Raw genomic sequence first — 23452 nt, forward strand, 5'->3', positions numbered from 1 at the left:
GGGGAGACGGATGAGGCGATCTCTGACCATCACGGCCATCGTCGGGACGGTTGTTCTCGGGAGCGCTTCGACGGCCGGAGCGTCCCCGCAACCAGCGCCGCCGCCCGCCGCTCCAGGGGTGTCGGCGGGCCACGAGACGAGCGCCGCCGCGCTGCACGGCTGGGGCGATCCTGGCCGTGTCGAGGAGTTCAACGGGCCGCTCGACGACAGCTGGAACGTCTACGACGGCCCCGGCCACGCGGACAAGGGGCGCCGTACGCCCTCGGCGCTGAGCTTCGCCGACGGGATCATGACGATCACCGGGAGCCCGAAGGGCGACACCGCGGGAATGGGATGGGAGCCGGGGCAGCGCTACGGCCGCTGGGAGGGCAGGGTCAAGGCGCCCGCGAGCGACGAGACCTACAACGCCCTGCTGCTGCTTTGGCCCGACGCCGAGGACTTCCCGGTGGGCGGCGAGATCGACTTCATGGAGATGATGGATCACACCCGCCAGAGCACCAACATCTTCCTGCACTACGGCAAGGACAACGACCAGGTCGCGGGCGAGGTCAACATCGACGCCACCCAGTGGCACAACTGGGCCGTCGAATGGGCGCCAACCCACGTGGCCGCGTTCGTGGACGGCAAGGAGTGGTGGCGCACCGACAACACCGACATCCTGCCGCCACGCGCCATGCACCTGTGCGTCCAGCTCGACTGGTTCCCCGGTGACGCCAAGGGCGAGGTGCAGGAGTCGCACATGCTCGTCGACTGGGTGAAGCAGTACCCGTACCCGACGGGCGGGGAGGGCGGTCCGGCGCAGACGGAAGGCGCTCCGGACGCGGGCACGCTGCTGTCGTCCCAGCGTGCGCCGTCGGGCCGCTGAGAGGCTGCGCGAATAGGCGGCTACCCGCAGGTCGAGTGGGGCGCCGGCGCCCCAGCTCCCGGTGGTCGAGTAGCGGCGGCCCGCCAGGGTTGACGCGTATCGAGACCACAGACACAGCCGCCTCGGGGCTCGTGGTCTCGATACGGGCCGGCGCTGGGCGCCGTCCCTACTCGACCACCGGACGCGCCAACCCTCCTCGCGAGCTGTCCGCGGCCGGTGCGCGGGGGGAGGCGGTCGACGTGTGGCGGGAGGCGTACCGGATCTGCGTCGAGCGCGACGATCCGGCGATCGAGGAGGTCCGGTCCCTCCTGGGCGACCAGACTGCCCCGCCGATCGCGTGACCGTCAGACGTACTCCATCACCAGCACCGCGGAGCAGCCCGGGGTGAGGGCCTCGTAGGTGTGCGGGCGGTCGCCCGGGAAGCGGGCGTAGTCGCCGACGCCGAGCTCCACCTCGCCGCCGACGGGCCCGGCGCGCCACCGCCCGGACGTGACGATCATGTGCTCGGTGGTGCCGGGAATGTGGCTGTCCGCGGCCCGCTGCGGCCCCGGTTCACCCGCGATGACGTGCAGGTCGCGGCGCGCGCCCGGCGGGCAGGCGGCGAGCAGGGTGCCGCTGAACGGGGCGTGCTCGGACGGGATCGCCATCCCCTCGCCCGCGCGCAGGACCTGCACCGGGGCGGCCGGCGGGTCGACCAGCCTGCTGAACGGGACGTCGAGCACCACCGCGAGCGCCCACAGAGTCTCCACGCTCGGGTTGCCGGTACCCGCCTCCAGCTGGGAGAGCGTCGACTTCGCGATGCCGGCGCGGCGGGCGAGCTCGGTGAGCGAGATGCCGTGCCGCTCGCGCTCCCTGCGTAGCGATGCCGCGATGACGGAGAGCGGGCCTGTTCGGTCCATCGGACTCCTTGTTCGGCTTGACGAACGGGCGTCGTTGCGTTCACTCTAGTGGTCATGCGTTCGCTCTACCGAACAGTGTGCCGGGATACGGCACTGCATGCCGATGATCTCCGGGATGCGCTCGCGCTGGCGGCCGCGATCGCCATGGTCGGCGCCTCGTTCGGCGCGCTGGCCGGCACCGCGGGGGTCCCGTTCGTCCTGATGGTCGCGCTCTCGGTGGTGGTGTTCGCCGGAGCGTCGCAGTTCCTGGTGGTGGCCGTGGTGGCGGCCGGGGGCAACCTGTTCGCCGCCGTGGTCGCCGGGCTGCTGATGAACGCGCGGCACGTGCCGTTCGGGCTGGCGATCGGCGGCAACATCGCCGACCGGTGGCCGGCCCGGCTGCTCGGGGCGCACCTGCTCATCGACGAGTCGGTCGCGTTCTCCCGGTCGCGGGGGAGCGGGCCGCGCGCCCGTGCCGCGTACTGGGCCTGCGGGATCCTGCTGTTCGTCTGCTGGAACACCGGCGCCGTCGTGGGCAGGCTGGTCGGCTCCGCGATCCCGGACCCGGATGCCTTCGGCATCGACGCGGCGTTCCCAGCGGCGCTGCTCGCCATGCTGCTGCCCGCGCTGCGCCGGGCCGACGCCCGCCGCGTCGGGGTCGCCGCCGCGGTCGTGGCGCTCGCGGCCACCCCGTTCCTGCCGGCGGGGGTGCCGGTGATCGTCGGGCTGCTCGGCCTGTTCGCGGCCACGACGGCGCCGGCGGGGAAGGAGGAGGCATCGTGACCTGGTCCGCCGTTCTGACGCTCGGCGTCGGCACCTACCTGCTGCGGCTGGTCGGCATCGTCCTGCGCGACCGGCTCACGGTGCCCGAGCGCGTCGAGCGCTACCTCGACCTGGGCGCCACCGCACTGCTGGTGGCACTCGTCGCCACGGCAACGCTCACCGCCGACGGCGGGTTCGCGGGCTGGGCGCGGCCCGCCGGCGTGCTCGTCGGCGCCGTTGCGGCGTGGCGACGCGTGCCGTTCGTGCTGGTCGTGGTGCTCGCCGCCGGCACGACGGCGGGCCTGCGGATGCTGGGCGTGCCCTAGGAGCCCGGTGCGACGTCGTAGCGGGCGAACCGGCGCGTGAACGTCGCCGCGCCCGCGGTGAGGGCGCGCAGGTCCACCGCGTACCGCAACAGCTCGATGCTCGGCACCTCGGCCTGTACGACGGTGCGGCCGAGGCCGGCGACGTCGGTGCCCATCACACGCCCGCGCCGGCCGGACAGATCGCCGAGCACGGACCCCAGGTGCTCGTCGGGCACCCGGATCGCCACCTCGTCGTAGGGCTCGAGCGTCACCACGCCGCACGCCTGCGCGGCTTCCCGCAGCGCGAGGGCGCCCGCGGTCTGGAACGCGGCGTCAGAGGAGTCGACGCTGTGCGCCTTGCCGTCCACGAGCCTCGCGCGGAAGTCGACCACCGGGTGGTGGTCGTCGGTGAGCCCGCGCTCGGCCTGCGCCCTGATCCCCTTCTCGACGCTCGGGATGAACTGGTTCGGGACCGCCCCGCCGAAGATCTTGTCGACGAACTCGATACCCGAACCGCGAGGGAGCGGCTCGAACTCGACGTGGCAGACGGCGTACTGCCCGTGCCCGCCGGACTGCTTGACGTGCCGGCCCGTGACCTTCGCCTGCTTGGCGAGGGTGGTGCGCAGCGGGACGCGGACCGGCTCGGTGTCGACCTCGGCACCACCGGCCCGCAACCGGGAGAGCACGACGTCGGCGTGGGCCTCGCCCATGCACCACAGCACGGTCTGGTGGGTCTCCTGGTTGCGTTCCAGGCGCAGGGTCGGGTCGGCGGCCACGATCTTGGCGAGGGTCTTGACCATCGCGTCCTCGTCGCCGCGCGTGCGGGCCGTGATCGCGACCGGGAGCAGCGGTTTCGGCAGGTCCCAGCACGAGAGCAGCAGCGGGTGGTCGGCGGCCGACACGGTGTCGCCCGTCTCGGCGCTGCCCAGCTTCGTGAGCGCGCAGATGTCGCCCGCGATGCAGGCGTCGACCTCGCGCAGGGTGGCGCCGAGCGGCCCGTAGACGTGGGCGAGCTTCTCGTCGGCGTCGTGCCCGTCCACCTCGCCGGTGCGTTGCGTCGGGATGCCGGTCGGGTGCCCGCTCACGTGCACCGTGGATTCGGGGCGCAGCGTTCCGGAGAACACCCGCACGAGCGACACCCTGCCGACGTAGGCGTCCGCCGACGTCCGCACCACCTCCGCGGCGAGCGGGCCCTGCGGGTCGGCGGCGAGCGGCGGGTGCTCGACCCCGTCGATGCCGGTGACGCGGGGCAGCGGGTGCTCCAGCGGTGACGGGAACCCGCCGACCAGCACCTCGAGGAGGGCGTCGAGACCCGTGCCGGACGCGGCGCAGACCGGGATCACGGGGTGGAACGTGCCGCGCGCCACCGCGGTCTCCAGGTCGTCGATGAGCGTGGTGACCTCGATGTCCTCGCCACCGAGGTAGCGGTCCATGAGCGTCTCGTCCTCGGACTGCTCGATGATGCCCTCGATCAGCGCGGCCCGCGCGTCCTCGGCGCCGGGCGGGGCATGCCCGGCCGGGGTCTGGGAGAGCAGCCCGTAGAGCCCGGTGAGGCTGTCGCCGTCGCGCAGCGGCAGGTAGAGCGGCGCGACTCCGCTGCCGAACGCGTCCTGGCAGGCGGCGATGGTGGACTCGATGTCGGCGCGCGGGTTGTCGCAGCGGGCGATGACGACCGCGCGGGGCATGCCCACCGCGGCGCACTCCTCCCACTGGGCGACGATCGTGGGGTCGATGGGGCCCTCGCGGCCAGCGTTGGCCGGCACGACGAAGAGCGCGGCGTCGGCGGCGCGCAGCCCGGCGCGCAGCTCACCGACGAAGTCGCCGTATCCCGGCGTGTCGATCAGGTTGATCTTGGTGTCCGTGTGGAAGAGGGGAGCGACGGACAGGGCGACGGAGCGTTGCTGGCGGACGGCGGCCGGGTCGTGGTCGCACACAGTGGTGCCGTCCAGCACGGTGCCCGCCCGCGGGATCTCGCCGGCGTGCGCGAGCAGCGCCTCCACCAGCGTCGTCTTCCCGGAACCGGACGGTCCGACGAGGACCGCGTTGCGCACCCGGGACGGATCGCTGACGGTGGGGGCCGTCCCACGGCTCCCTGCGCGCTGCCCGGCCTCTGCTCTGACCGCCATCGAGGACCACCTCCGCGACGCTGCGTGTGACGTGCCCGCCATCACACACCCCTGCTCCACTGGTCACAACCCCTGCGGTGCGGAGCGGCCCGTTCGCGCCGCCCGGGCGACCAGGACGGCTGCGCCGACGAATGCGGCGCTGACCTGCGAGAGCCCGCTCCGGACGAGGGTCGGCCTCGTCCGGAGCGGGCGGCGCAGGGCAACGCAGGTTAGGTCGAGCGGGTGGCCGAGGCGACCAGCAGGGCAACGCCGACGAACGCCAGTCCGATGCCGATCACCGCGCCGCGCACCGCGACGGTCCCGGCGACGGACAGCACCGGAAGCGCCACCATCAGGATGAACCCGCCCACCGCGCTCAGGCAGCCGATCATGAGCCGGGCGCCGTGCGGCGGCCGGGTCGCGAGCCGGCCGAGCGCGACCCACATCAGCACGACGGGCGGCGCCAGCAGGACGACGGCGATCAGCAGGGACGCGGTGGCGATCCCACGGTCGGCGGCCGAGGGGGACTGCAGTGCGTAGATCCCGAGGCCTGCGATGAAGAGGGCCAGCGCGGTGAGGACGAGCGTGGCGAACCCGGAGCAGAGCAGGGCAGCGGTCAGCTGCGGAGCGCGAGGGCTCGTGCTCGTGGTCGTGTCCTGAGTGGCCGCGTTCTGAGTCATTCTGATCGTCCTTCCCGGTCAGGCCGGCTGCGCCGGGGACAGGAGCTCGGTCTGCTGCCGGCTGACCCGGCGGATGATCATGACGAGCAGGGCGACGGTCGGGGTGAACACGACCGCGAGCAGGGTGTTGTACAGCGCGACCCCGAAGAACCCATGCACCGCGTCCGCGCCACCGTCGACGAGTCGGCCATCGGGCGTGTAGGTGAGCACGTGGAACGAGAACAGGGGCTGGGTGAAGATCGACACGAGCGTGGCTCCGATCGAGATCCCCCAACACGTCCGGACCAGGCGCACGGTGTCGTCAGCCGGGCGGTGCGGGCTGCTGCCGATGCAGATGTCCTCGAGGATCGGCCGGAACCACCAGTAGTTCGCGAACGGCACGACCATGCCGCCCACGGAGAAACCGGGGGAGTACCGGAAGCGGTACTGAGGGGACAGGATGCCCGCGTTGGTGCGGGCCCGGTGAACCCAGACGAGCCAGGTGACGCTCGATGCGATGATCAACGGAAGCATCAGCAGCGTGAGCATGAGGGACCCGAACCCGGAGGAGTACTGCTCCCAGAACGCATCGTCGGTGATCCGCCCGCTGACGTGGTCGGAGAGCAGCCGGTAGTTCGACCAGTCGTCGATGAGAAACAGCGCGAACAGCAGGGCACAGGCTACGAGGAGTGCACCGGTGGCGGCACCCAGCCCGTTGATCGGGCGCGGCCGAGCGGGAACGACGATCGGTGCGGGTTCGACGGGCGGCGGAACGGCGGTCATCGGTACCTCCGAAGGGGCGGCGGCGGGACACCGGGGACGACCTGGGCCGCAGCGATCCAGTTGGGTGCTGTGGCGGGGGTCACATCAGACCTGCGCAGATAGGGTGCGCAGGTGCCAGTTCCCGGTCCCGGATACGCCATCACCGCACGGGTCGAGGTACCCGCCTCGGCCAGTGCCGCGGGCGACCTCACGATGGCGGTCGGCCGCGTCGGCGGCGTCGTCACCGCCTTCGACGTGGTCGAGTCCCACACCGCCACGCTCGTCGTCGACATCAGCTGCAACGCGCTGAACGAGGCGCACGCCGAGGAGATCACCGACGCGCTCGAGTCGCTGCCCGGCGTGCGGGTGCGCAAGGTCTCCGACCGCACGTTCCTCCTGCATCTGGGCGGGAAGCTGGAGGTGCAGTCGAAGGTCAGCCTCCGCAACCGCGACGACCTCTCGCGCGCCTACACGCCCGGCGTCGCCCGGGTCTGCCAGGCGATCGCGGCCAACCCGGCCGACGCGCGCCGGCTCACGATCAAGCGCAACACCGTCGCCGTGGTCACCGACGGGTCCGCGGTGCTCGGGCTGGGCAACCTCGGCGCGGCCGCCGCGATGCCGGTGATGGAGGGCAAGGCGGCGCTGTTCAAACGGTTCGCCGGGGTGGACGCCTGGCCGGTCTGCCTCGACACCCAGGACACCGAGGAGATCATCCGGACGGTCCAGATCCTCGCCCCGGCCTACGGCGGCATCAACCTCGAGGACATCGCCGCCCCGCGCTGCTTCGAGATCGAGGCGCGGCTGCGGGAGATGCTCGACATCCCCGTGTTCCACGACGACCAGCACGGCACCGCGGTGGTGGTGCTCGGTGCGCTGCGCAACGCGCTGCGCGTGGTCGGCAAGGAGATCGGCGCCTGCAAGGTGGTCGTGTGCGGCGTCGGCGCGGCCGGCTCGGCGATCATCCGCCTGCTGCAGTCGAACGGCGGGCCCGGCGACGTGGTGGCCGTCGACATCGAGGGGATCGTCCACCGCGACCGTGCGGGCCTCGACGACAACCTGCGTTGGATCGCCGAGCACACGAACGCGCAAGGGCTCAGCGGATCCCTCGCCGACGCGCTCGTCGGCGCCGACGTGTTCATCGGGGTCTCGGCGCCCAACCTGTTCGGCGCGGAAGAGCTGCAGACGATGGCCCGCGACGCGATCGTGTTCGCGCTGGCCAACCCGGATCCGGAGATCGACCCCGCCATCGCCACCGCGCACGCCGCCGTCGTCGCCACTGGCCGGTCGGACTACCCGAACCAGATCAACAACGTCCTCGCATTCCCGGGCGTGTTCCGTGGACTGCTCGACGCCCAGGCCCGCGACATCACCGACGCGATGCTGATCGCCGCGGCGCACGCGATCGCCGACGTCGTCTCCGAGCCGAACCCGTCGTTCATCGTGCCGAGCGTGTTCGACTCCTCGGTCGCCCCGGCCGTGGCCGAAGCCGTGCGCGAGGCCACGCGGAAGAAGGACGTCGCCCCGGTCTGAGCCGGGGCGTGGTGGGCGAGCGGAGTTCGTCCGATCGTCAGCGGGATCGGGGTGCGCGCACCCATTTCACGAACCAGACGGCGATGAAGAGCAGGCCGAGAGCGGCGAAGAAGGCCGTGATGAACGGGAAGAACTCGCGGTCGCTCGCCAGGCTGTCCGGATCGAGGTGGACCACGACCGCGATGCCGGCGAACACCACTGCGCAGGCCAGCAGCAGCACGCCGCAGAAGCGTGCGAGACCGCCGGGGGCGAGGAACACGCGATCGAGGAACCACCGGTTCACCGGGCCCATACCGCGTGGGTTCGGAGACGGGCCTTCGTCGCGCATGGCGGTCCTTTCGAGGTGATCACCGGGTCCGGGCCGACGATATCGGTGACCATCGGTCGGCGAGGTGGTCGGTCGCTCGTCGCGGCGGTGAGGCCTCCCACTTCCGCGAGTCGGGGTCTCCGTGCACGCGAGTTGCGGGCTGCGTGTGCCGGTGTCGGGGTCAGGGGGCGTGGAACAGGTGCTGCTCGGCCGGCGGGAGCCAGCACTCCGCTCGGGTCGGCGCGCGGTAGCCACCCTTCAGGTGTGCGACGAGGGCAGGCAACAGCGGGTGTCGGTTGTCGCGGCGCCACAGCAGCGAGTGCGGGTAGCACGGCACGGGCGGCGCCACCGGGATCCGGACCAGGTCGGGGTGCCACGGCACCCGAACGCCCTCCCCGGCGAACGTGACGGTGTCCGTCGAACGGGCGACGTCGTCGAGGAGGTGGTCGAAGCCGAAGTTCGGGCCGCGCGTCTCGATGCGCAGAGCGAACTCGGCCGCGAGGTCGGTGAACCACGCCGTCCACTCGGTGCCGGGTGTGTTGCCCGGCATCCACGCGGTGGTGCCGGCAAGCTCGGCCATCGTCACGAGCCTGCGGCCCGCCAGGGGGTGGGCGGTGCCCACCAGGACGTGCAGCGGGTCGAGGGCGACGGGGGCGTGCGCCAGCGCGGGGTCGAGCAGGCCCAGCACCCGGACGAACGCCGCGTCCACCGAGCCCCGCAGCAACGCGGGAACGGCCGTCCGCAGGCCGTCCGAGGTGATGATCTCGACGTCGGCACCCGTGCTCTCGTGGAAGTCGCGAACGAGCTCCGTGGCGGCCAGCCGCGTGGCGAGCACGTCGACGCGCAGCGCGCGCCTGCGGGACCGGACGGCGTCGACCGCCTGATCGGCGGTGGCGAGCAGCGCGCGGGCCGGTAGCAGGAACGCCGCGCCGTCCTCGGTGGGCTCGGCACCCGCGGCCGTACGGCGCAGCAGCGTGGTGCCGAGGTCGGACTCGAGCTTCGCGATCCGCTTGGAGACGGCCTGCTGGCTCAGGCCGAGCTCGTCGGCGGCTTCGCCGAAGCGGCGGCAGCCGGCCACGGCGACGAACGCCCGCACCGCACCCAGGTCGAGCTCCACCCGCACCTCCCGCAACAACCGATGGTTGTCAGAGCCCGCGTGTCTGCTGTTGGACCACAGGGCCCTGTGCTGGCTGGGATGCCTACTCGGAGATCCGCAGCCGACCACCGAGGAGCGTACGCGTGGGCTCGTTCGCGCACCTGCACGTCCACACCGAGTACTCGATGCTCGACGGTGCCGCGAAGATCGCGGCCCTCGTCGCGGAGGCCGAGCGCCTCGACATGCCCGCGGTGGCGATGACCGACCACGGCAACCTCTACGGGGCCGACGAGTTCTACCGGGTGGCGAGCCGCAGCGCCGTGAAGCCGATCATCGGGATCGAGGCGTACGTGGCGCCCGGGAGCCGGTTCCACCGCAAGCCGGTGTTCTGGGGCCAGGCGCAGCAGCGCGGCACCGACGTGTCCGGGGGAGGCGCGTACACGCACCTGACGCTGCTGGCCGAGGACGCCATCGGGCTGCGTAACCTGTTCCGGCTCTCCTCCCTGGCCAGCATGGAGGGCTACTACCGCAAGCCGCGGATGGACCGCGACCTGCTCGCGCAGCACTCTGCAGGGCTCATCGCCACCACCGGGTGCCCGTCCGGCGAGGTGCAGACCCGGCTGCGGCTGGGCCAGCGCACGGAGGCGATGCAGGCTGCGTCCGACCTGAAGGACGTCTTCGGTGCGGGCAACCTCTACCTGGAGCTGATGGACCACGGGCTGCCGATCGAGCGGTCCGTGCGCGATGGCCTGCTGGACGTCGGGCGCACGCTCGGCCTGCCGCCGCTGGCCACGAACGACTCGCACTACGTCACCCGCGAGCAGGCGCCGATGCACGCCGCGCTGCTGTGCGTGCAGTCCGGCAAGACGCTCACCGATCCGACGCGGTTCCGGTTCGACGGCGACGGCTACCACCTCGCGTCACCGGCCGAGATGCGCGCCCACTGGGACAGCGAGGTGCCGGGCGCGACCGACAACACCCTCGCCGTTGCCGAGCGGATCGGCTCCTACTCCGACGTCTGGGAGCACCGCGACCGGATGCCGGTCTACGACGTGCCGCCCGGCCACGACGCGGCGTCCTGGCTGCGGCGCACCGTGGCCGAAGGGTTGGGGCGCCGCCTGCCCGGCGGCGTCCCGGACACCTACCGCGACCGCGCCGACTTCGAGATCGACGTCATCGTCCAGAAGGGTTTCCCGGGCTACTTCCTGATCACCGCCGACCTCATGGCGTACGCGCGGAGCGTCGGGATCCGGGTCGGCCCCGGCCGCGGATCGGCGGCCGGCTCGCTGGTGGCCTATGCCCTGGGCATCACGAACCTGGACCCGATCCGGCACGGCCTGCTGTTCGAGCGCTTCCTCAATCCGGAGCGCGTCTCGATGCCCGACATCGACATGGACTTCGACGACCGCCGCCGCGGCGAGATGGTGCGCTACGCGACCGAGAAGTACGGCGCCGACCGCGTCGCGCAGGTGATCACGTTCGGCACGATCAAGACGAAGGCCGCGATCAAGGACGCCGCCCGCGTGCACTTCGGGCAGTCCGGCTACGCGATCGCCGACCGGATCTCCAAAGCGCTTCCGCCGCCGGTCGCGGCGAAGGACATCCCGCTCTCGGGGATCCTCGACCGGGCGCACGAGCGTCACGCCGAGGCCGCCGAGGTGCGGGCGCTCATCGAGGGCGACGAGACCGTGGCGACGATCGTCGAGACGGCGCGCGGGCTGGAGGGCCTCGTCCGTGGCGCGGGTGTGCACGCCTGCGCCGTGATCATGTCCGCCGAGCCGCTGATCGACACCCTCCCGCTGTGGCGGCGCGACGACGGCGCCTTGATCACCGGCTGGGACTACCCGTCGTGCGAGGCCATCGGCCTGCTGAAGATGGACTTCCTCGGCCTGCGCAACCTCACGGTGATCGGCGACGCGATCGGCAACGTCCGGGCCAACCGCGGCGTCGACGTCGACCTCGAGAACCTCGCGCTGGACGACGAGGAGACCTACGCGCTGCTGGCCCGCGGCGAGAGCCTCGGCGTCTTCCAGCTCGACGGCGCGGCCATGCGGGAGCTGTTGCGGCGCATGCGCCCCACCGGGTTCGGCGACATCATCGCGGTCAACGCGCTGTACCGGCCCGGGCCGATGGCCATGAACACGCACGTGAACTACGCGGACCGCAAGAACGGCCGCCAGCGCGTCGAGCCCATCCACCCGGAGCTCGCCGAGCCGCTCGCCGACATCCTCGCCGAGACCCACGGCCTCGTCGTCTACCAGGAACAGATCATGCAGATCGCCCGGCAGGTGGCCGGCTACTCGATGGGCCGCGCCGACGTTCTGCGCCGCGCGATGGGCAAGAAGAAGAAAGAGGTCCTGGAGGAGGAGTTCGACGGCTTCCGCTCCGGCATGCGGGCGCAGGGCTTCACCGACGAGGCCGTGCAGGCGTTGTGGGACACGATCCTCCCGTTCGCCGGGTACGCCTTCAACAAGTCCCACGCCGCCGGGTACGCGCTGGTCGGCTACTGGACGGCCTATCTCAAGGCGCGCTACCCGGTGGAGTACATGGCGGCGCTCCTGACCTCGGTGGGGAACGACAAGGACAAGTCGGCGGTGTACCTGGCCGAGTGTCGCAGGCTCGGCATCCGCGTGCTCCCGCCCGACGTCAACTTCTCGGCCCGGCGATTCGCCGCGGTCGGCGACGACATCCGGTTCGGCCTGGAGGCCGTGCGCAACGTCGGCGCGAGCGTCGCGGAGTCGATCCTGCGCACCCGCGAGAACGGCGGCCCGTACCGGTCCTTCGCCGACTTCATGGAGCGTTCCGAGCTCGCGGTCTGCGCCAAGCGGGCACTCGAGTCGCTCGCCAAGGCGGGTGCTTTCGAGTCGCTCGGCGCCACGCGCCGGGCCGTGATCGAGGTGCACGAGGCGGCGGTCGACGCCGTCGTCCCGCTCAAGCGGCGGGCGGCCACGGGCCAGTACGACCTCTTCGGGGACGAGACCGCGGAACTCGAATCGGCGTCGCCGCTCGCGCACCTGCGAATGCGCCCCGAGGAGTACCCGCGCGCGGAGCTGCTCGCCCACGAGCGAGAGATGCTCGGCCTCTACGTCACGGCGCACCCACTCGACGGCGCCGAGCACCTGCTGCGCCGCCATGCACACCGCTCGATCGCCGCGCTGCTCGCCGACCGGCCGCGCGAAGAGGAGATCACGGTCGCCGGCCTGATCACCACCGTCGACCGGCGCGTCGACAAGCGGGGTGAGCCATGGGCGATCTGTACGCTGGAGGACCTCGACGCGAGCCTCGAAGTCCTGTTCTTCGCCCGGACGTACGCGGTACTCGGCGCCCAGCTCGCCGAGGACGCAGCGGTGGCCGTCACCGGGCGGGTGAGCTGGCGCGAGGACCGGATGTCCGTGTTCGGCGAGTCGCTCGTCGTGCTCGACCTGGCCGTGACGGCGCCCGAGCCGCTGCTGCTGTCGTGCGTCCCAGACCGCTTCGACGCCGATGCCGTGGACGACCTGCGCCGCACCCTGCTCGCACATCCCGGGCACACGCCGGTGCACGTCCGGATCGGCGCGCGCCTGTTCGCGCTCGACGACTACCCCGTGGAGATCACCACGGCGCTCATCGGCGAGCTGAAGGGCGTGCCGGGAATCGGGGTGGCGGCCGCGACGTACGCTGGAGGGCGTGGTTCCGGTGATCGGCGTGCTCGCCTTGCAGGGTGACGTCCGTGAGCACGTGGCGGCCCTCACGGCCTGCGGCGGCGTGCGCGCGGTGCCCGTGCGGCGCCCGTCAGAGCTCGACGCGGTGGACGCCCTCGTCATCCCGGGCGGCGAGTCCACCACGATGAGCCGCCTGCTGCAGACGTTCGACCTGCTCGACCCGCTGCGCAAGCGGATCGTCGACGGGATGCCGGCCTACGGCTCCTGCGCCGGGATGATCCTCCTGGCCAGCGAGGTCCTCGAGGGCCGCCCCGACCAGCAGCAGCTGGGCGGCCTCGACGTCGTGGTGCGGCGCAACGCCTTCGGCCGCCAGGTCGACTCGTTCGAGACGGACCTGGAGTTCGTCGGCCTCCCCGACGGCCCCGTCCGGGCGGTGTTCATCCGCGCGCCATGGGTCGAGTCGGTCGGGCCGGCGGTGGAGGTGCTCGCCACCGTTCCCGCGCGCACCCTCACGGGCGCCGACGCCGGAGCGGCCGCCGGCCGCGCGGTGGCCGTGCGGCAGGGCTCGGTGATCGCCACGGCGTTCCACCCGGAGCTGACAGGCGACCTGCGGGTCCACGGCCTGTTCTGCGAGTTGGTGAAGGCGACGACGGGTAGTTGATCGCCCCTTTTCGCTGACCGGGTGCACCGGATCGCCGATCTTGGTGGCGCGGCGCCGTGACCGTCGGCATGATCATCGGATCGGTGCATGGCCGGCCATATATGGCCGTGGGGGCACCGATCTGGTGATCTTCATGGTTGTTGCGGGCCGGTTCATGGCCATGATCATCGGTTGGGTGCATGGCCGGCCGTATTTGGCCGGGTTCGCGCCGAAGCCTTGATCATGCCCGTTGGACCGCCTTCGGTGGCGCCGCGCGCCCTCCGGGCAGGCCCTTGGGCCTGCCCGCGTGGTTTGCCCGGAGGGGTCGCAGAGGCTCGCCTGTCAAGGGTCGCGCAGCGATCGCGAAGCGACGCCGGAGGCGCCCTTGACAGGCGAGGGGCGGCCCCGCACGATGCGCGGCGCCACCGAAGGCCCTGGTCAGGGGCGCCACCGAAGGCCCTGGTCAGGGGCGCCACCGAAGGCCCTGGTCAGGGGCGCCACCGAAGGCCCTGCACGAGGCCGCCACCGAAGACCCGCGCAAACCGCGGTCACATGCGCGCCAGCGCCGCGTCGAGCTCATCCAGGCAGGCGAGCCCCGCCGCCACCGAGTACCCGTCCCACCAGGCCACCGGATCGAGCTCCACCACCCGGCCGGCCCGCACGGCGGGCAGCTGCTGCCAGAGTCCGCCCGAGAGGTACCGCTGCGCGGTCGCGGCGGCGCCGAGGGCCGACCCGCCCCCGCCCACGAAGTAGAGCAGCACGTCCGCGTCGGCCGTGACGCCCACGGTCTCCTCGGTGAGGGGCACGTAGGTGGCGTTGGACCCGGGGGTGTCGGTGGAGGGCGGGCGGCGGATACCGGCGTGCGCGAGGATCGAGGCGCCGAAGATCTCCCCGCGGACGATCCGCAGCTCCGACGAGGTGAAGCGCAGCAGCGCCACCGTCGAACCCGCGATCACGTCGGCTTGGCGTGACCTCACGGCGTCCACCCGGGCGGCGTACGAGGCGAGCCGCTCCTCGACCCGGGGGAGGGCGCCGAGCACGTCGCCGATCGTGCGCACCGACTCGCGCCAGTCCTGCCCGGCCCCCGCGTTGCGGTACGCGACCGTGGGCGCGATCCGGCTGAGCTCGGCGTGGGCCTCCTCGACGCGCTGGACGTTGCCGATGACGAGGTCGGGCCGCAGCGCGGCGACGCGTTCCAGGTCGAGCCGGTCGAACCCGAGCGACTCGAAGCCCGGCGGTGGCGCCGGCAGGTAGGGCGGCACCGGCACGTCGCCGTCGAGCGTCTCTGAGGCGACGAGCGGGGCGCCCAGCTCGAGGCTGACCTGCAGCGCGCCGTTGGAGTCGAGCGAGAGCACCCGTTGTGGAGCGACCGGGACCTCTGCCGTGCCGAGCGGGTGCGTGACGGTCCGGGTGCGGCTCGCCTGCGGCGCGGCCTCCGGTGCGCTGCCGCAGGCGGTGAGCAGCCCCGCGAGGCCGGCGGTGCTGAGCAGCGAGCGCCGGGTGATCTCGGCGCGGAGCCCGCCGATGCCCGGCTCGTCAGGGGTGAGGAGGAACACGCCGCGATCTTAGGCGAGGCTGGCCTCAACAGGAGTGCTAGGGGCTGCGGCCGCTGCCGCCGGTACCATCGACGGGATCTGTGCACGGCGAAGGGACTAGACGGTGAGCGGCCACTCCAAATGGGCGACGACGAAGCACAAGAAGGCCGTCATCGACGCTCGGCGGGGCAAGATGTTCGCCAAGCTGATCAAGAACATCGAGGTTGCCGCCCGCACCGGCGGTGGTGATCCCGATGGCAACCCCACGCTCTACGACGCCATCCAGAAGGCGAAGAAGAGCTCGGTGCCCAACGACAACATCGAGCGCGCCGTCAAGCGCGGCTCGGGCGCCGACGCAGGTGGGGCCGACTACCAGAACATCACCTACGAGGGGTACGGCCCCAACGGCGTCGCGGTCCTCATCGAGTGCCTCACCGACAACCGCAACCGTGCCGCCACCGAGGTGCGCCTCGCGATGACCCGCAACGGCGGCCAGATGGCCGACCCGGGCTCGGTCGCCTATCTGTTCACCCGCAAGGGCGTGGTGATCGTCCCGAAGAACGGGCTCACCGAGGACGACGTGCTGATGGCCGTGCTCGACGCGGGCGCGGAGGAGGTCAACGACCTCGGCGAGAGCTTCGAGGTCGTGTCGGAGGCCACCGACCTCATCGCGGTCCGCAGCGCGCTGCAGGATGCGGGCATCGAGTACGACTCGGCCGACCCGACCTTCCTGCCGTCGATGTCGGTTCCGCTGGACGCCGAGGCGGCCAGGAAGGTGTTCCGGCTCATCGAGGCCCTCGAGGACTCCGACGAGGTCCAGAACGTCTATGCGAACTTCGATGTGTCCGACGAGGTGCTCGAGGAAGTCAACGCGTAGGACGAGGTCGGCTGACCCCGCCCCGTCCGTCCCTACGAACGGCGCTTCCCGTTGCCGGAAGCGCCGTTCGTGTTCTCCGGGGGCTGGTGGCGATGCACCGTCACGCGCGCCGGGCGCACCGAGCGGCCTTCGACCTCCAATCCCGGCTCCAGTAGCTCGGCGACCGTACGGTCGAGTGCCGCGTCGTCGGTGGCCACCACCTCCGCCGCCTCCATCGTGGCCGCGCTGAACGCGTGCCCCGGCCGGGGCGAGACCAGTGCGCCGCCGCGCCCGGCGAGCAGCCGCTCCAGCCCGGCCGCGAGACCCTCGAACGCCGAGCGCTCCTTGCGCATCCGAGTGGTCGCCGCACAGGCCAGCGCGTCGGAGCGCAGGGCGTGCAGCTCCACCAGCAACGGCACGTCCGGTCCGGCGCGGGTGCCGCCGTCCGCCAGCCGTGCGAGCGCGGCGGACTGCCGGGTGACGAGCCGTGACAGATCGTCGACCTTGTCCACGATGTCCTGCAGTGAGGGGTCAACCACCCGGGGGAACCTATCGCTACTCTGCGGTCGTGGCCGTCCACGGTATCGATCTCGGCACCACGAACTCAGCGATCGCCCACACCGGACTCGACGGACGGCCCGAGGTACTCACGGGTATGGCCGGCTCGCCCACCACGCCGTCGGTGGTGCTGTTCGCCGGCCCGGACGAGCACGTCGTGGGGGAGGGAGCCCGCCGGGAGGCGCGGCTGGACCCGGAGCACGTCTGCGCGCTCGTGAAGCGCCGGATGGGCGACGCCGAGTGGCGGTTCGTGGCGCACGGCAAATCGTGGTCGGCTCCCGCGGTGTCGTCGCTGATCCTGAAGAGCCTGGTCGCCGACGCCGGGTTCGCCACCGGGGAGACGCCTGCGTCGGCCGTGATCACGGTGCCCGCCTACTTCGGCGACGAGGAGCGGCGCGCCACCGTGCTGGCAGGCACCTACGCCGGCCTCGACGTCGTCGACGTGCTGTCCGAACCGATCGCCGCCGCGCTCGCGTACGGCTTCGGGCGCCTCGACGGCAGCCCGGACCTCGCCAAGGGTGCTGCGCACGAAACCGTACTGGTCTACGACCTCGGTGGCGGCACCTTCGACGCCACCGTCATCGAGCTGGCCGACCGGCGGATCGCGGTGCTCGCCGTCGAGGGCGACCACCAGCTCGGCGGCGCCGACTGGGACGAGCGCATCGCGCTGCACCTGTCGCGCCGGTTCTGCGCCGAGAACCCCGACGCCGAGGATCCCCTCGACGACTCCGCGGGCTCCCAGGCGCTCGTGCTGGCGGCGGAGCGGGCGAAGCACCAGCTCACCGACGCCGACGGCACCGACGTGGTCGTCGCCCACGACGGCGTCCGCTCGACCGTCCGGCTCACCCGTGCCGAGCTGGAGGAGATGACGGCACCACTTCTGCGCCGCACGCTCGACCTCACCCGCGCCTGCCTCGCCGAGGCCGCACGCAGGGGTGTCGACCGCGTCGACCGGGTGCTCCTGGTGGGCGGCTCCTCGCGGATGCCGGCCGTCGCGGCCGCCCTGCGCGACGAGCTCGGGCTCGAGGCGCGGCTGCACGACCCCGACCTCGCCGTCGCCCGCGGAGCCGCGCTGTACGGGGAGAAGAAGGAGCTCGAGCGGATGGTCGCCGCCGACCTGCGCACCCGCGGCCGGCTCCGCGACGGCGCCCCGCTCGACGACGCAGCGGCCCCCGATCTGGGCGACGCCTGTCGCCGGGTCGCCGACGCATACGGCGTGCCGCTCGCGCAGGTGCGCCGCGCGGTGGAGATCCAGGTCGACACCGTCGTCTCCCGCGGGTTCGGGGTGCTCGCGCTCAACGGTTTCAGCGGGAGGCTCGAGGCGTCCTGGCTGGTGCACCGCAACGACCGGCTGCCCATCCGCACCAGCCGGTCGTTCGGCACCATGCGTGCGGACCAGGACGTCATCCAGGTCACGGTCGTCGAGCAGCAGGGCCAGGCCGAGTCGTCCCGGCCGGAGGACGTGAAGATCCTCATCGCCGGCGAGATCAGCGGCATCCCACCCGGCTACGACGAGGGCAGCGAGGTGCGGGTGACGTTCGAGATGGGGTTCGACGGGGTACTGCACGTCACCGCGTTCCACCTCGACGCGGGCCTCCCGCTGCAGCTCACCGCCACCACAGGGGCCACCCTCTCGCAGGCCGAGGTGGCACGCGAGCGCGACCAGCTGGGGAAGACCCGCCGCCGTGACTGACCTGGCTCCCTTCGATCCGAACGACTACCGCAAGCGGGTCCTCGCCGCCGTCGAGAAGCGCGGTGGGCCGGATGCGTCGGACCCGTTCGAGCTCTACGACCTGCCCCCGGCCGACGACCTGGACGACGCAGTCGTCGCCGAGCGGATCGGGCAGGTCTGGGCGGCGTGGCAGCGCCAGCGCGACCACCCGAAGTACCGGGTGCTCGTCGGGCTGCTCGTGCGGCAGCACGCCGAACGCAGCGCCGAGCTGCTCGACGCGGGCAGGCGCCGGGTGGCTGCGGCCCGCGTGCGCGCGCAGCGCGAGCAGCGCGACTCGGCGCGCTACGAGTTGCTCGACGCCGCGATCCGTCGCCTCGTGCAGCGGCACCGCGGGATCCCCGCCGACAAGGTCGAGGGCCTGTACGAGGTGGGCGCACTCGCCGGGTTGAGCCGTGCCGAGGTCGATGTGCGGTTGCGGCGCCATCGGGTGCTGCAGGCGGGCAGGCCCGGGATCGGAGCGGAGCGGCGCCGCCAGGTGCGCGCCCTGCTGGACGAGTTCGGCAGGCTCACCGGCGATCCGGCCCCGCCCACCCTGCTCTCGCTGCTCGGGCTGGGCCCGGACGCCACCGCCGAGCAGGTGCGCACCATGGCGGGCGCGTGGCGATCGCGCGCCCGGGAGCTGCCGCCGGAGCGGCTGCGGGCGGTGGTGGACGAGCTGCTCGTGCACGTGTCCGAGCTGATCGAGCCCGGCCGCGAGGCCGTGGATGCCTACCTGGATGCGGTGGCGGCCGACGTCGCCGAGCACCTGCGCCCCCGCGTGCGCGCCGCGGTGCTGGTGGAGGATCGGCTCGTCGCCGAGGACCGGGAGCACCTCATGGAGGAGGCTCTCGAGCTCGGGCTGGACCGCCCGCGGGCAGCCGCCATGATCGCGGCACTGGCCGAGGAGCTGGGAGTGGGTGTCGACGGGCCCGCGCCCGTCCCGCCACGTGCCCAGGAATGGGAGGAACCGCTGAAGGGGGCCCGTGCGGCGCTGCGGGCGGGCCGGCCCGTGGAAGCGCAGCGGCTCGTCCGGGTGGCCGAGCAGCACGCGCGGGACGGCGGGCGCACGCAGGTCCGGGCGGTGGCCGACGAGGTCGCCGCCGTCGTGGCGGCGGCCGAGACCCGCTGGCGGGCCGCCGCGGCTGCCCGCGATGCGCGGCGCTGGAACGAGGCCGTCAACCTGCTGGACGAGCTACGGCGCACCGCAGCCGACATTCCCGGACCGCGGGGCGAGGCCGTCGACGACCTGCTGCGGGAGGCGCGCGCCGCGCTGGAACGGGCCGACAGGGCTGTCGCCGCCGCGCTCGCCGGGCCGGTAGCCGAGCGGGCCCGAGCCCTGTCCGCCGTGCTCGCCGACTGCCCCGGCCACCCCGGCGCCACCTCCGCGCTGGCGCAGATCCCGGTGGCCGCCCCGGCGTGGGTGAGTGCCGCCCGGGACGCCCGCGGCGATGTCCTCGTGCTGTGGGCGGCGTCCACCACACCCGAGGTCGTGTACCGGGTGAGCCGGCAGGGCCCCGACGGTCGCTGGCAGGTGCTCGGTCGGACCGACACCACATCGCTGGACGACGGCGGTGCCCCGTTCGGGGTCGAGGTGCCGGTGTACGCGGTGGTCGCGATGCACGCCGGCCGCGCGTCGGCGGAGACGCGCTCGGACGCCGCGGCCGCGGTCACGCCCTGCGCAGCCCCGCCGGTCGCCGCTCCGGTCGCTGGTCCGGAGCCGCCGCGCGACGTCCGTGCGGTGCGGATGGCGGACGGCACGGTGCGTGTGAGCTGGACCGGATCGGGAGACGTCGAGTACCGGGTGCGCAGCGTCACCCCAGACGGGCGATGGCGGGTGGTCGGGCGCACGCGGGCGCTGTCCATCGAGGACGGCGGCGCTGCGGCCGGTCCCGTGCCCGGGTACGCGGTGAGCGCGGCAGCGGACGGCGAGCGCTCGGCGGAGATCCACTCGAACGAGTGACCCGTGACCGGGTGAGACGTGATCTCCCTCCGGGTGGGCCGACAGATTCCGACGTTTCGGGCACACTGGACAAAGCAGCCCACATCGGGCGTGCCACCCGGGCCTGCCGGGGACCCGAGACGGAACCAGGAAAGAGGACATGAACCTTCGGATCTTCGGCTGGTCCTACGCGGTGACGGCGGCCTCGCTCGTCATCGCCCTCCTGTACGGCGGGTGGGAAGCTCTCATCCTCTGCGCGGTGCTGGGCATCCTCGAGGTGTCGCTGTCGTTCGACAACGCGGTGGTCAACGCCACCGTGCTCGAGCGCATGAGCCAATTCTGGCAGAAGATCTTCCTCACGATCGGCATCCTGATCGCGGTCTTCGGCATGCGGCTGGTGTTCCCCCTGCTGATCGTGGGGATCACGGCGGATCTCAACCCGGTCGAGGCCGTCACGCTGGCGCTGGAGCGCAGGCCGGAGGACGACCCGACCAGCTACGCCTACCTGCTCAACGAGGCCTACCCGCAGATCGCGGCGTTCGGCGGCATGTTCCTGTTCATGCTGTTCCTGGACTGGGTGTTCACCGAGCGTGCGCACACGTGGCTGACGTGGCTGGAGCGCCCGCTCGCCCGGATGGGGCAGCTCAACCGGCTCTCGGTCGTCATCGCGATCGTCTCGCTCGTGCTGCTTGCCACCTTCCTCGCCGAGGAGCCAAGCGTCGTGCTGATCGCCGGTGCGCTGGGGCTCATCACATACCTCGCCGTCAACGGGTTGGGCGACTTCTTCGAGCAGGCAGGCCAGAGGCAGCTCGAGGCCGTCGAGGAGGAGGCCGCCGAGACCCGGAACGGGTCCGGCCCGTCCCAGCTGGCCAAGGCGACCGGCAAGGCGGGCTTCTTCCTGTTCCTCTACCTCGAGGTGCTCGACGCCGCGTTCTCCTTCGACGGCGTGATCGGCGCGTTCGCCATCACGACCGACCCGATCATCATCGCGCTGGGCCTCGGGCTCATCGGTGCCATGTTCGTGCGGTCGCTCACGGTGTTCCTCGTCCGCAAGGGCACGCTCGCCGACTACGTCTACCTCGAGCACGGTGCCCACTGGGCGATCGGCGCGCTGGCCGCGATCCTGCTGATCGGCATCGGATACCACGTCAACGAGGTCGTCACCGGCCTCGTCGGCGTCGCCTTCATCCTCTCCGCGCTCGCGAGCAGTATCGTGCGCAACCGCAGGCTGGCGGCGCAGGGGGTCGAGACGCACAAGACGGCCGACGAGCTGGCCGCGGACCACAGCAGCGTCTGACCTCCGGTGTCCGATCAGTTCCACGTCTACGAGGGGGTTACGTGAGCATCAACATGACCAAGGGCCAGAAGGTGTCGCTGGCCAAGCGCGGCGGCGGCGCCCTGACCCTGGTCCGCATGGGGCTCGGATGGGACGCGGTGAAGAAGCGCGGCCTGTTCGGCTCGAAGTCCCAGTCGATCGACCTCGACGCGTCCGCGTTGCTGTTCGACACCGGGGGCAACCTGGTCGACGCCGTGTGGTTCCGGCAGCTGCGCAGCCAGGACGGCGCCGTGCAGCACACCGGCGACAACCTCACCGGCGCCGGTGAGGGCGACGACGAGTCGGTCGTCGTGGATCTCACGCGGCTGTCGCCGAGCACGGCGCAGATCGTGTTCACGGTCAACTCGTTCACCGGCCAGGACTTCTCCCAGATCGAGAACGCCTTCTGCCGGCTGATCGACGAGACCACGAACGAGGAGCTGGCCCGCTACGAGCTCACGGGCTCGGGCCGGCACAACGCTCAGATCATGGCCAAGGTGAGCCGCGACGGCGCGGGCGCGTGGAGCATGACCGCGATCGGGGCCACCGCCAGCGGCCGCACGTTCCAGGACCTGCTGCCGGCCACGAGCGCCCACCTCTAGGAAGCGCCTCTAGACAGCATCTGGACAGCGCTGAGCACGCCCCAGCCGTGGGGCGGCAGGACGAGGCGGGCGGCTGCACCTCCGGCGTGGTGCAGCTGCCCACTCCCGGCGAGGAGCTCGGTCGCGCCTGGGGCCGGCAGGTCGGCGGCATCCTCGTCGAGGTTGAGGGCGAGCAGGAGCCGGTGTTCGCCCTCGGTCGACTCCAGCACCGCCCGGTGGTTCTGGAGCACGACCGGCGTGGTCGTGGCCCGGTGCAGCCACCCGTGCCGGCGGCGCAGCCCGATCAGCTGCTGGTGCAGCCGGTAGGTCGGCAGGCCCCACGCGGCGAGTCCGGGCGGGCCGTCGGCGGGGAAGGCGGGGCGGATCGCGTCGTCGCCGCCCTCCCGCTGCTCCTTCACGCCGCGGAACGCCTGCTCGTCGCCGTAGTAGATGGACGGTGCGCCGCCGACCGTGAGCAGGATCGCGAGGGCGTGCGGGAGGTGCCGCTCGTCGGGGAGCGCGGACGCGATGCGCGTGACGTCGTGGTTGCCGACGAAGGTCAGCGGGACGAACGACGCCAGGAAGTCGTTGTGCCGTTGTAGCGCCCAGGCCAGCTCGTGCAGGTTGCGGTCGGAGAGCGAGCTCCGGATCGCCTTCCACAGCTCGTACTGGGTGACCGCGTCGACACCGCTCCGCTCGACGACGCCCCCGTAGTCGCCGTGGATGACCTCGCCCACGATGTAGGCGTCCGGGTGCCGGGCGCGCACCCGCGGTAGCACGGCCGCCCAGAATGCCTCCGGCACGGCGTAGGCCGCGTCGAGGCGCCAGCCGTCGGCGCCGGCGTCCAGCCAGAAGCACATCGCATCGGCGACGTAGTCCACGACGGCCGGGTTGCCGTGGTCGAGCGCGACGAGGCCCCGATGGCCCTCGAAGGTGTCGTAGGCGGGCTCCGCGCCCGTCGCGGTGCCGTGCAGCCAGCTCAGCCGGAACCAGCCGGCCTCCGGTGCCGCAGGCCCCTGTTCGAGCACCCGGGCGAACGCCGGGAACGCCCGGCCGACGTGGTTGAAGACCCCGTCGAGCAGCACGCGCAGACCGCGGGCGTGGGCAGCGGCGATGAGGCGCGCGAGGTCGTCGGCGTCGCCGAGCCGGGGGTCGACGCGGAAGTGGTCCACCGTGTCGTAGCCGTGCGTCTCGGCGGCGAACACGGGGCCGAGCGCGAGACCCGATGCGCCGAGTTCCACGGCGTAGTCGAGCCAATCGATGATGCGGTCGAGCCGGTGGCGGACCGATCCGTCGATCGCGGTGAGCGCGGGCTCTGCGTCCACGAACCCGAGCGGGAACACCTGCCACCAGATGGCGTGCCGGACCCAGTCGCGACTCATCGTCCCTCCCGTCGTGCGTGCAGCA

21 protein-coding genes are annotated in these 23452 nt (G+C 72.3%); 12 read left to right on the forward strand and 9 right to left on the reverse strand.

The features are described from left to right. Positions 1-10: 10 nt before the first annotated feature. Together K1T35_RS22040 and K1T35_RS22045 are read left to right on the forward strand one after the other, a co-directional pair. Positions 11-865 carry a glycoside hydrolase family 16 protein gene (locus K1T35_RS22040; RefSeq protein WP_220262000.1) on the forward strand — a complete coding sequence of 285 codons (855 nt, stop codon included), beginning with the start codon at positions 11-13 and terminating at the stop codon, positions 863-865. A gap of 131 nt (positions 866-996) precedes the next feature. Next, positions 997-1206 (forward strand): hypothetical protein, encoded by a 210-nt coding sequence (locus tag K1T35_RS22045; protein ID WP_220262001.1) that lies wholly within the window; start codon positions 997-999, stop codon positions 1204-1206. A gap of 3 nt (positions 1207-1209) precedes the next feature. On the opposite strand, the gene K1T35_RS22050 is transcribed toward K1T35_RS22045, so the two are convergent. Continuing rightward, positions 1210-1764, reverse strand: coding sequence for a helix-turn-helix domain-containing protein (locus K1T35_RS22050; protein WP_220262002.1), 555 nt, complete (start codon positions 1762-1764; stop codon positions 1210-1212). Between the two features lie 54 nt (positions 1765-1818). Between K1T35_RS22050 and K1T35_RS22055 the strand changes: the two genes are divergently transcribed. After that, positions 1819-2526 (forward strand): AzlC family ABC transporter permease, encoded by a 708-nt coding sequence (locus K1T35_RS22055; protein ID WP_220262003.1) that lies wholly within the window; start codon positions 1819-1821, stop codon positions 2524-2526. Then, positions 2523-2831: an AzlD domain-containing protein gene (locus K1T35_RS22060; RefSeq protein ID WP_220262004.1), complete on the forward strand. Its 309-nt coding sequence runs from the start codon at positions 2523-2525 to the stop codon at positions 2829-2831. The genes K1T35_RS22055 and K1T35_RS22060 overlap by 4 nt, the downstream gene beginning before the upstream one ends. Here the strand turns inward: K1T35_RS22060 and K1T35_RS22065 are convergent. From K1T35_RS22065 to K1T35_RS22075, 3 genes are all read right to left on the reverse strand, one after another. Beyond that, positions 2828-4936: an elongation factor G-like protein EF-G2 gene (locus tag K1T35_RS22065; protein WP_220262005.1), complete on the reverse strand. Its 2109-nt coding sequence runs from the start codon at positions 4934-4936 to the stop codon at positions 2828-2830. The genes K1T35_RS22060 and K1T35_RS22065 overlap by 4 nt on opposite strands. 209 nt (positions 4937-5145) lie before the next feature. Continuing rightward, positions 5146-5595 (reverse strand): hypothetical protein, encoded by a 450-nt coding sequence (locus K1T35_RS22070; RefSeq protein WP_220262006.1) that lies wholly within the window; start codon positions 5593-5595, stop codon positions 5146-5148. Between the two features lie 18 nt (positions 5596-5613). Next, a complete protein-coding gene (locus K1T35_RS22075; RefSeq protein ID WP_220262007.1) occupies positions 5614-6357 on the reverse strand; it encodes a DUF4328 domain-containing protein in 744 nt (247 codons plus the stop codon). A gap of 111 nt (positions 6358-6468) precedes the next feature. Between K1T35_RS22075 and K1T35_RS22080 the strand changes: the two genes are divergently transcribed. Beyond that, positions 6469-7866, forward strand: a complete 1398-nt coding sequence (locus K1T35_RS22080; RefSeq protein WP_220262008.1) for an NAD-dependent malic enzyme — start codon at positions 6469-6471, stop codon at positions 7864-7866. A 37-nt stretch (positions 7867-7903) separates the two neighbouring features. On the opposite strand, the gene K1T35_RS22085 is transcribed toward K1T35_RS22080, so the two are convergent. Both K1T35_RS22085 and K1T35_RS22090 read right to left on the reverse strand, forming a co-directional pair. Continuing rightward, positions 7904-8194 (reverse strand): hypothetical protein, encoded by a 291-nt coding sequence (locus tag K1T35_RS22085; protein ID WP_220262009.1) that lies wholly within the window; start codon positions 8192-8194, stop codon positions 7904-7906. 160 nt (positions 8195-8354) lie between these two features. Beyond that, a complete protein-coding gene (locus K1T35_RS22090) occupies positions 8355-9290 on the reverse strand; it encodes a LysR family transcriptional regulator (protein WP_220262010.1) in 936 nt (311 codons plus the stop codon). A gap of 122 nt (positions 9291-9412) precedes the next feature. On the opposite strand from K1T35_RS22090, the gene dnaE reads away from it, so the two are divergent. Both dnaE and pdxT read left to right on the forward strand, forming a co-directional pair. Further along, positions 9413-12973 carry a DNA polymerase III subunit alpha gene (gene dnaE, locus K1T35_RS22095; RefSeq protein ID WP_220262011.1) on the forward strand — a complete coding sequence of 1187 codons (3561 nt, stop codon included), beginning with the start codon at positions 9413-9415 and terminating at the stop codon, positions 12971-12973. Further along, entirely contained in the window at positions 12936-13571 is a 636-nt protein-coding gene (gene pdxT, locus K1T35_RS22100; protein WP_220262012.1) for a pyridoxal 5'-phosphate synthase glutaminase subunit PdxT, read from the forward strand. Before dnaE ends, pdxT begins: the two co-directional genes overlap by 38 nt. A gap of 527 nt (positions 13572-14098) precedes the next feature. On the opposite strand, the gene K1T35_RS22105 is transcribed toward pdxT, so the two are convergent. After that, entirely contained in the window at positions 14099-15106 is a 1008-nt protein-coding gene (locus K1T35_RS22105; protein WP_220262013.1) for an ABC transporter substrate-binding protein, read from the reverse strand. 103 nt (positions 15107-15209) lie between these two features. Between K1T35_RS22105 and K1T35_RS22110 the strand changes: the two genes are divergently transcribed. After that, positions 15210-15962: a YebC/PmpR family DNA-binding transcriptional regulator gene (locus tag K1T35_RS22110; RefSeq protein ID WP_220262014.1), complete on the forward strand. Its 753-nt coding sequence runs from the start codon at positions 15210-15212 to the stop codon at positions 15960-15962. Positions 15963-15994: 32 nt separating this feature from the next. Here K1T35_RS22110 and K1T35_RS22115 read toward each other — a convergent pair whose 3' ends face one another. Continuing rightward, complete coding sequence (locus K1T35_RS22115; RefSeq protein ID WP_220262015.1) at positions 15995-16480, reverse strand: hypothetical protein; 486 nt, start codon at positions 16478-16480, stop codon at positions 15995-15997. Between the two features lie 29 nt (positions 16481-16509). Here K1T35_RS22115 and K1T35_RS22120 point away from each other — a divergent pair, with 29 nt between their 5' ends. The 4 genes from K1T35_RS22120 to K1T35_RS22135 all read left to right on the forward strand — a co-directional run bounded on the left by K1T35_RS22120 (position 16510) and on the right by K1T35_RS22135 (position 22066). After that, positions 16510-18192, forward strand: a complete 1683-nt coding sequence (locus K1T35_RS22120; RefSeq protein ID WP_220262016.1) for an Hsp70 family protein — start codon at positions 16510-16512, stop codon at positions 18190-18192. After that, the gene (locus K1T35_RS22125; protein ID WP_220262017.1) at positions 18185-20170 is read left to right on the forward strand and encodes a hypothetical protein; all 1986 of its coding nucleotides are present in this window, start codon (positions 18185-18187) and stop codon (positions 20168-20170) included. Before K1T35_RS22120 ends, K1T35_RS22125 begins: the two co-directional genes overlap by 8 nt. 139 nt (positions 20171-20309) lie before the next feature. Continuing rightward, positions 20310-21446 carry a DUF475 domain-containing protein gene (locus tag K1T35_RS22130; RefSeq protein WP_220262018.1) on the forward strand — a complete coding sequence of 379 codons (1137 nt, stop codon included), beginning with the start codon at positions 20310-20312 and terminating at the stop codon, positions 21444-21446. A 41-nt stretch (positions 21447-21487) separates the two neighbouring features. Further along, entirely contained in the window at positions 21488-22066 is a 579-nt protein-coding gene (locus K1T35_RS22135; protein ID WP_220262019.1) for a TerD family protein, read from the forward strand. Here K1T35_RS22135 and K1T35_RS22140 read toward each other — a convergent pair. Further along, a complete protein-coding gene (locus K1T35_RS22140; RefSeq protein WP_220262020.1) occupies positions 22063-23427 on the reverse strand; it encodes an alpha-amylase family glycosyl hydrolase in 1365 nt (454 codons plus the stop codon). The genes K1T35_RS22135 and K1T35_RS22140 overlap by 4 nt on opposite strands. Positions 23428-23452 lie beyond the last annotated feature (25 nt).

This window comes from Pseudonocardia sp. DSM 110487 (assembly GCF_019468565.1).
In the GTDB taxonomy this organism is placed as follows: Bacteria; Actinomycetota; Actinomycetes; order Mycobacteriales; family Pseudonocardiaceae; genus Pseudonocardia.

Bases quoted from the DNA above. Each gene is read 5' to 3' on its own strand.
- K1T35_RS22055 (WP_220262003.1), top strand. From the start codon at position 1,819: ATGCGTTCGCTCTACCGAACAGTGTGCCGGGATACGGCACTGCATGCC.
- K1T35_RS22140 (WP_220262020.1), bottom strand. From the start codon at position 23,427: ATGAGTCGCGACTGGGTCCGGCACGCCATCTGGTGGCAGGTGTTCCCG.
- K1T35_RS22075 (WP_220262007.1), bottom strand. From the start codon at position 6,357: ATGACCGCCGTTCCGCCGCCCGTCGAACCCGCACCGATCGTCGTTCCC.
- K1T35_RS22070 (WP_220262006.1), bottom strand. From the start codon at position 5,595: ATGACTCAGAACGCGGCCACTCAGGACACGACCACGAGCACGAGCCCT.
- K1T35_RS22085 (WP_220262009.1), bottom strand. From the start codon at position 8,194: ATGCGCGACGAAGGCCCGTCTCCGAACCCACGCGGTATGGGCCCGGTG.
- K1T35_RS22050 (WP_220262002.1), bottom strand. From the start codon at position 1,764: ATGGACCGAACAGGCCCGCTCTCCGTCATCGCGGCATCGCTACGCAGG.
- K1T35_RS22065 (WP_220262005.1), bottom strand. From the start codon at position 4,936: ATGGCGGTCAGAGCAGAGGCCGGGCAGCGCGCAGGGAGCCGTGGGACG.
- K1T35_RS22130 (WP_220262018.1), top strand. From the start codon at position 20,310: ATGAACCTTCGGATCTTCGGCTGGTCCTACGCGGTGACGGCGGCCTCG.
- K1T35_RS22040 (WP_220262000.1), top strand. From the start codon at position 11: ATGAGGCGATCTCTGACCATCACGGCCATCGTCGGGACGGTTGTTCTC.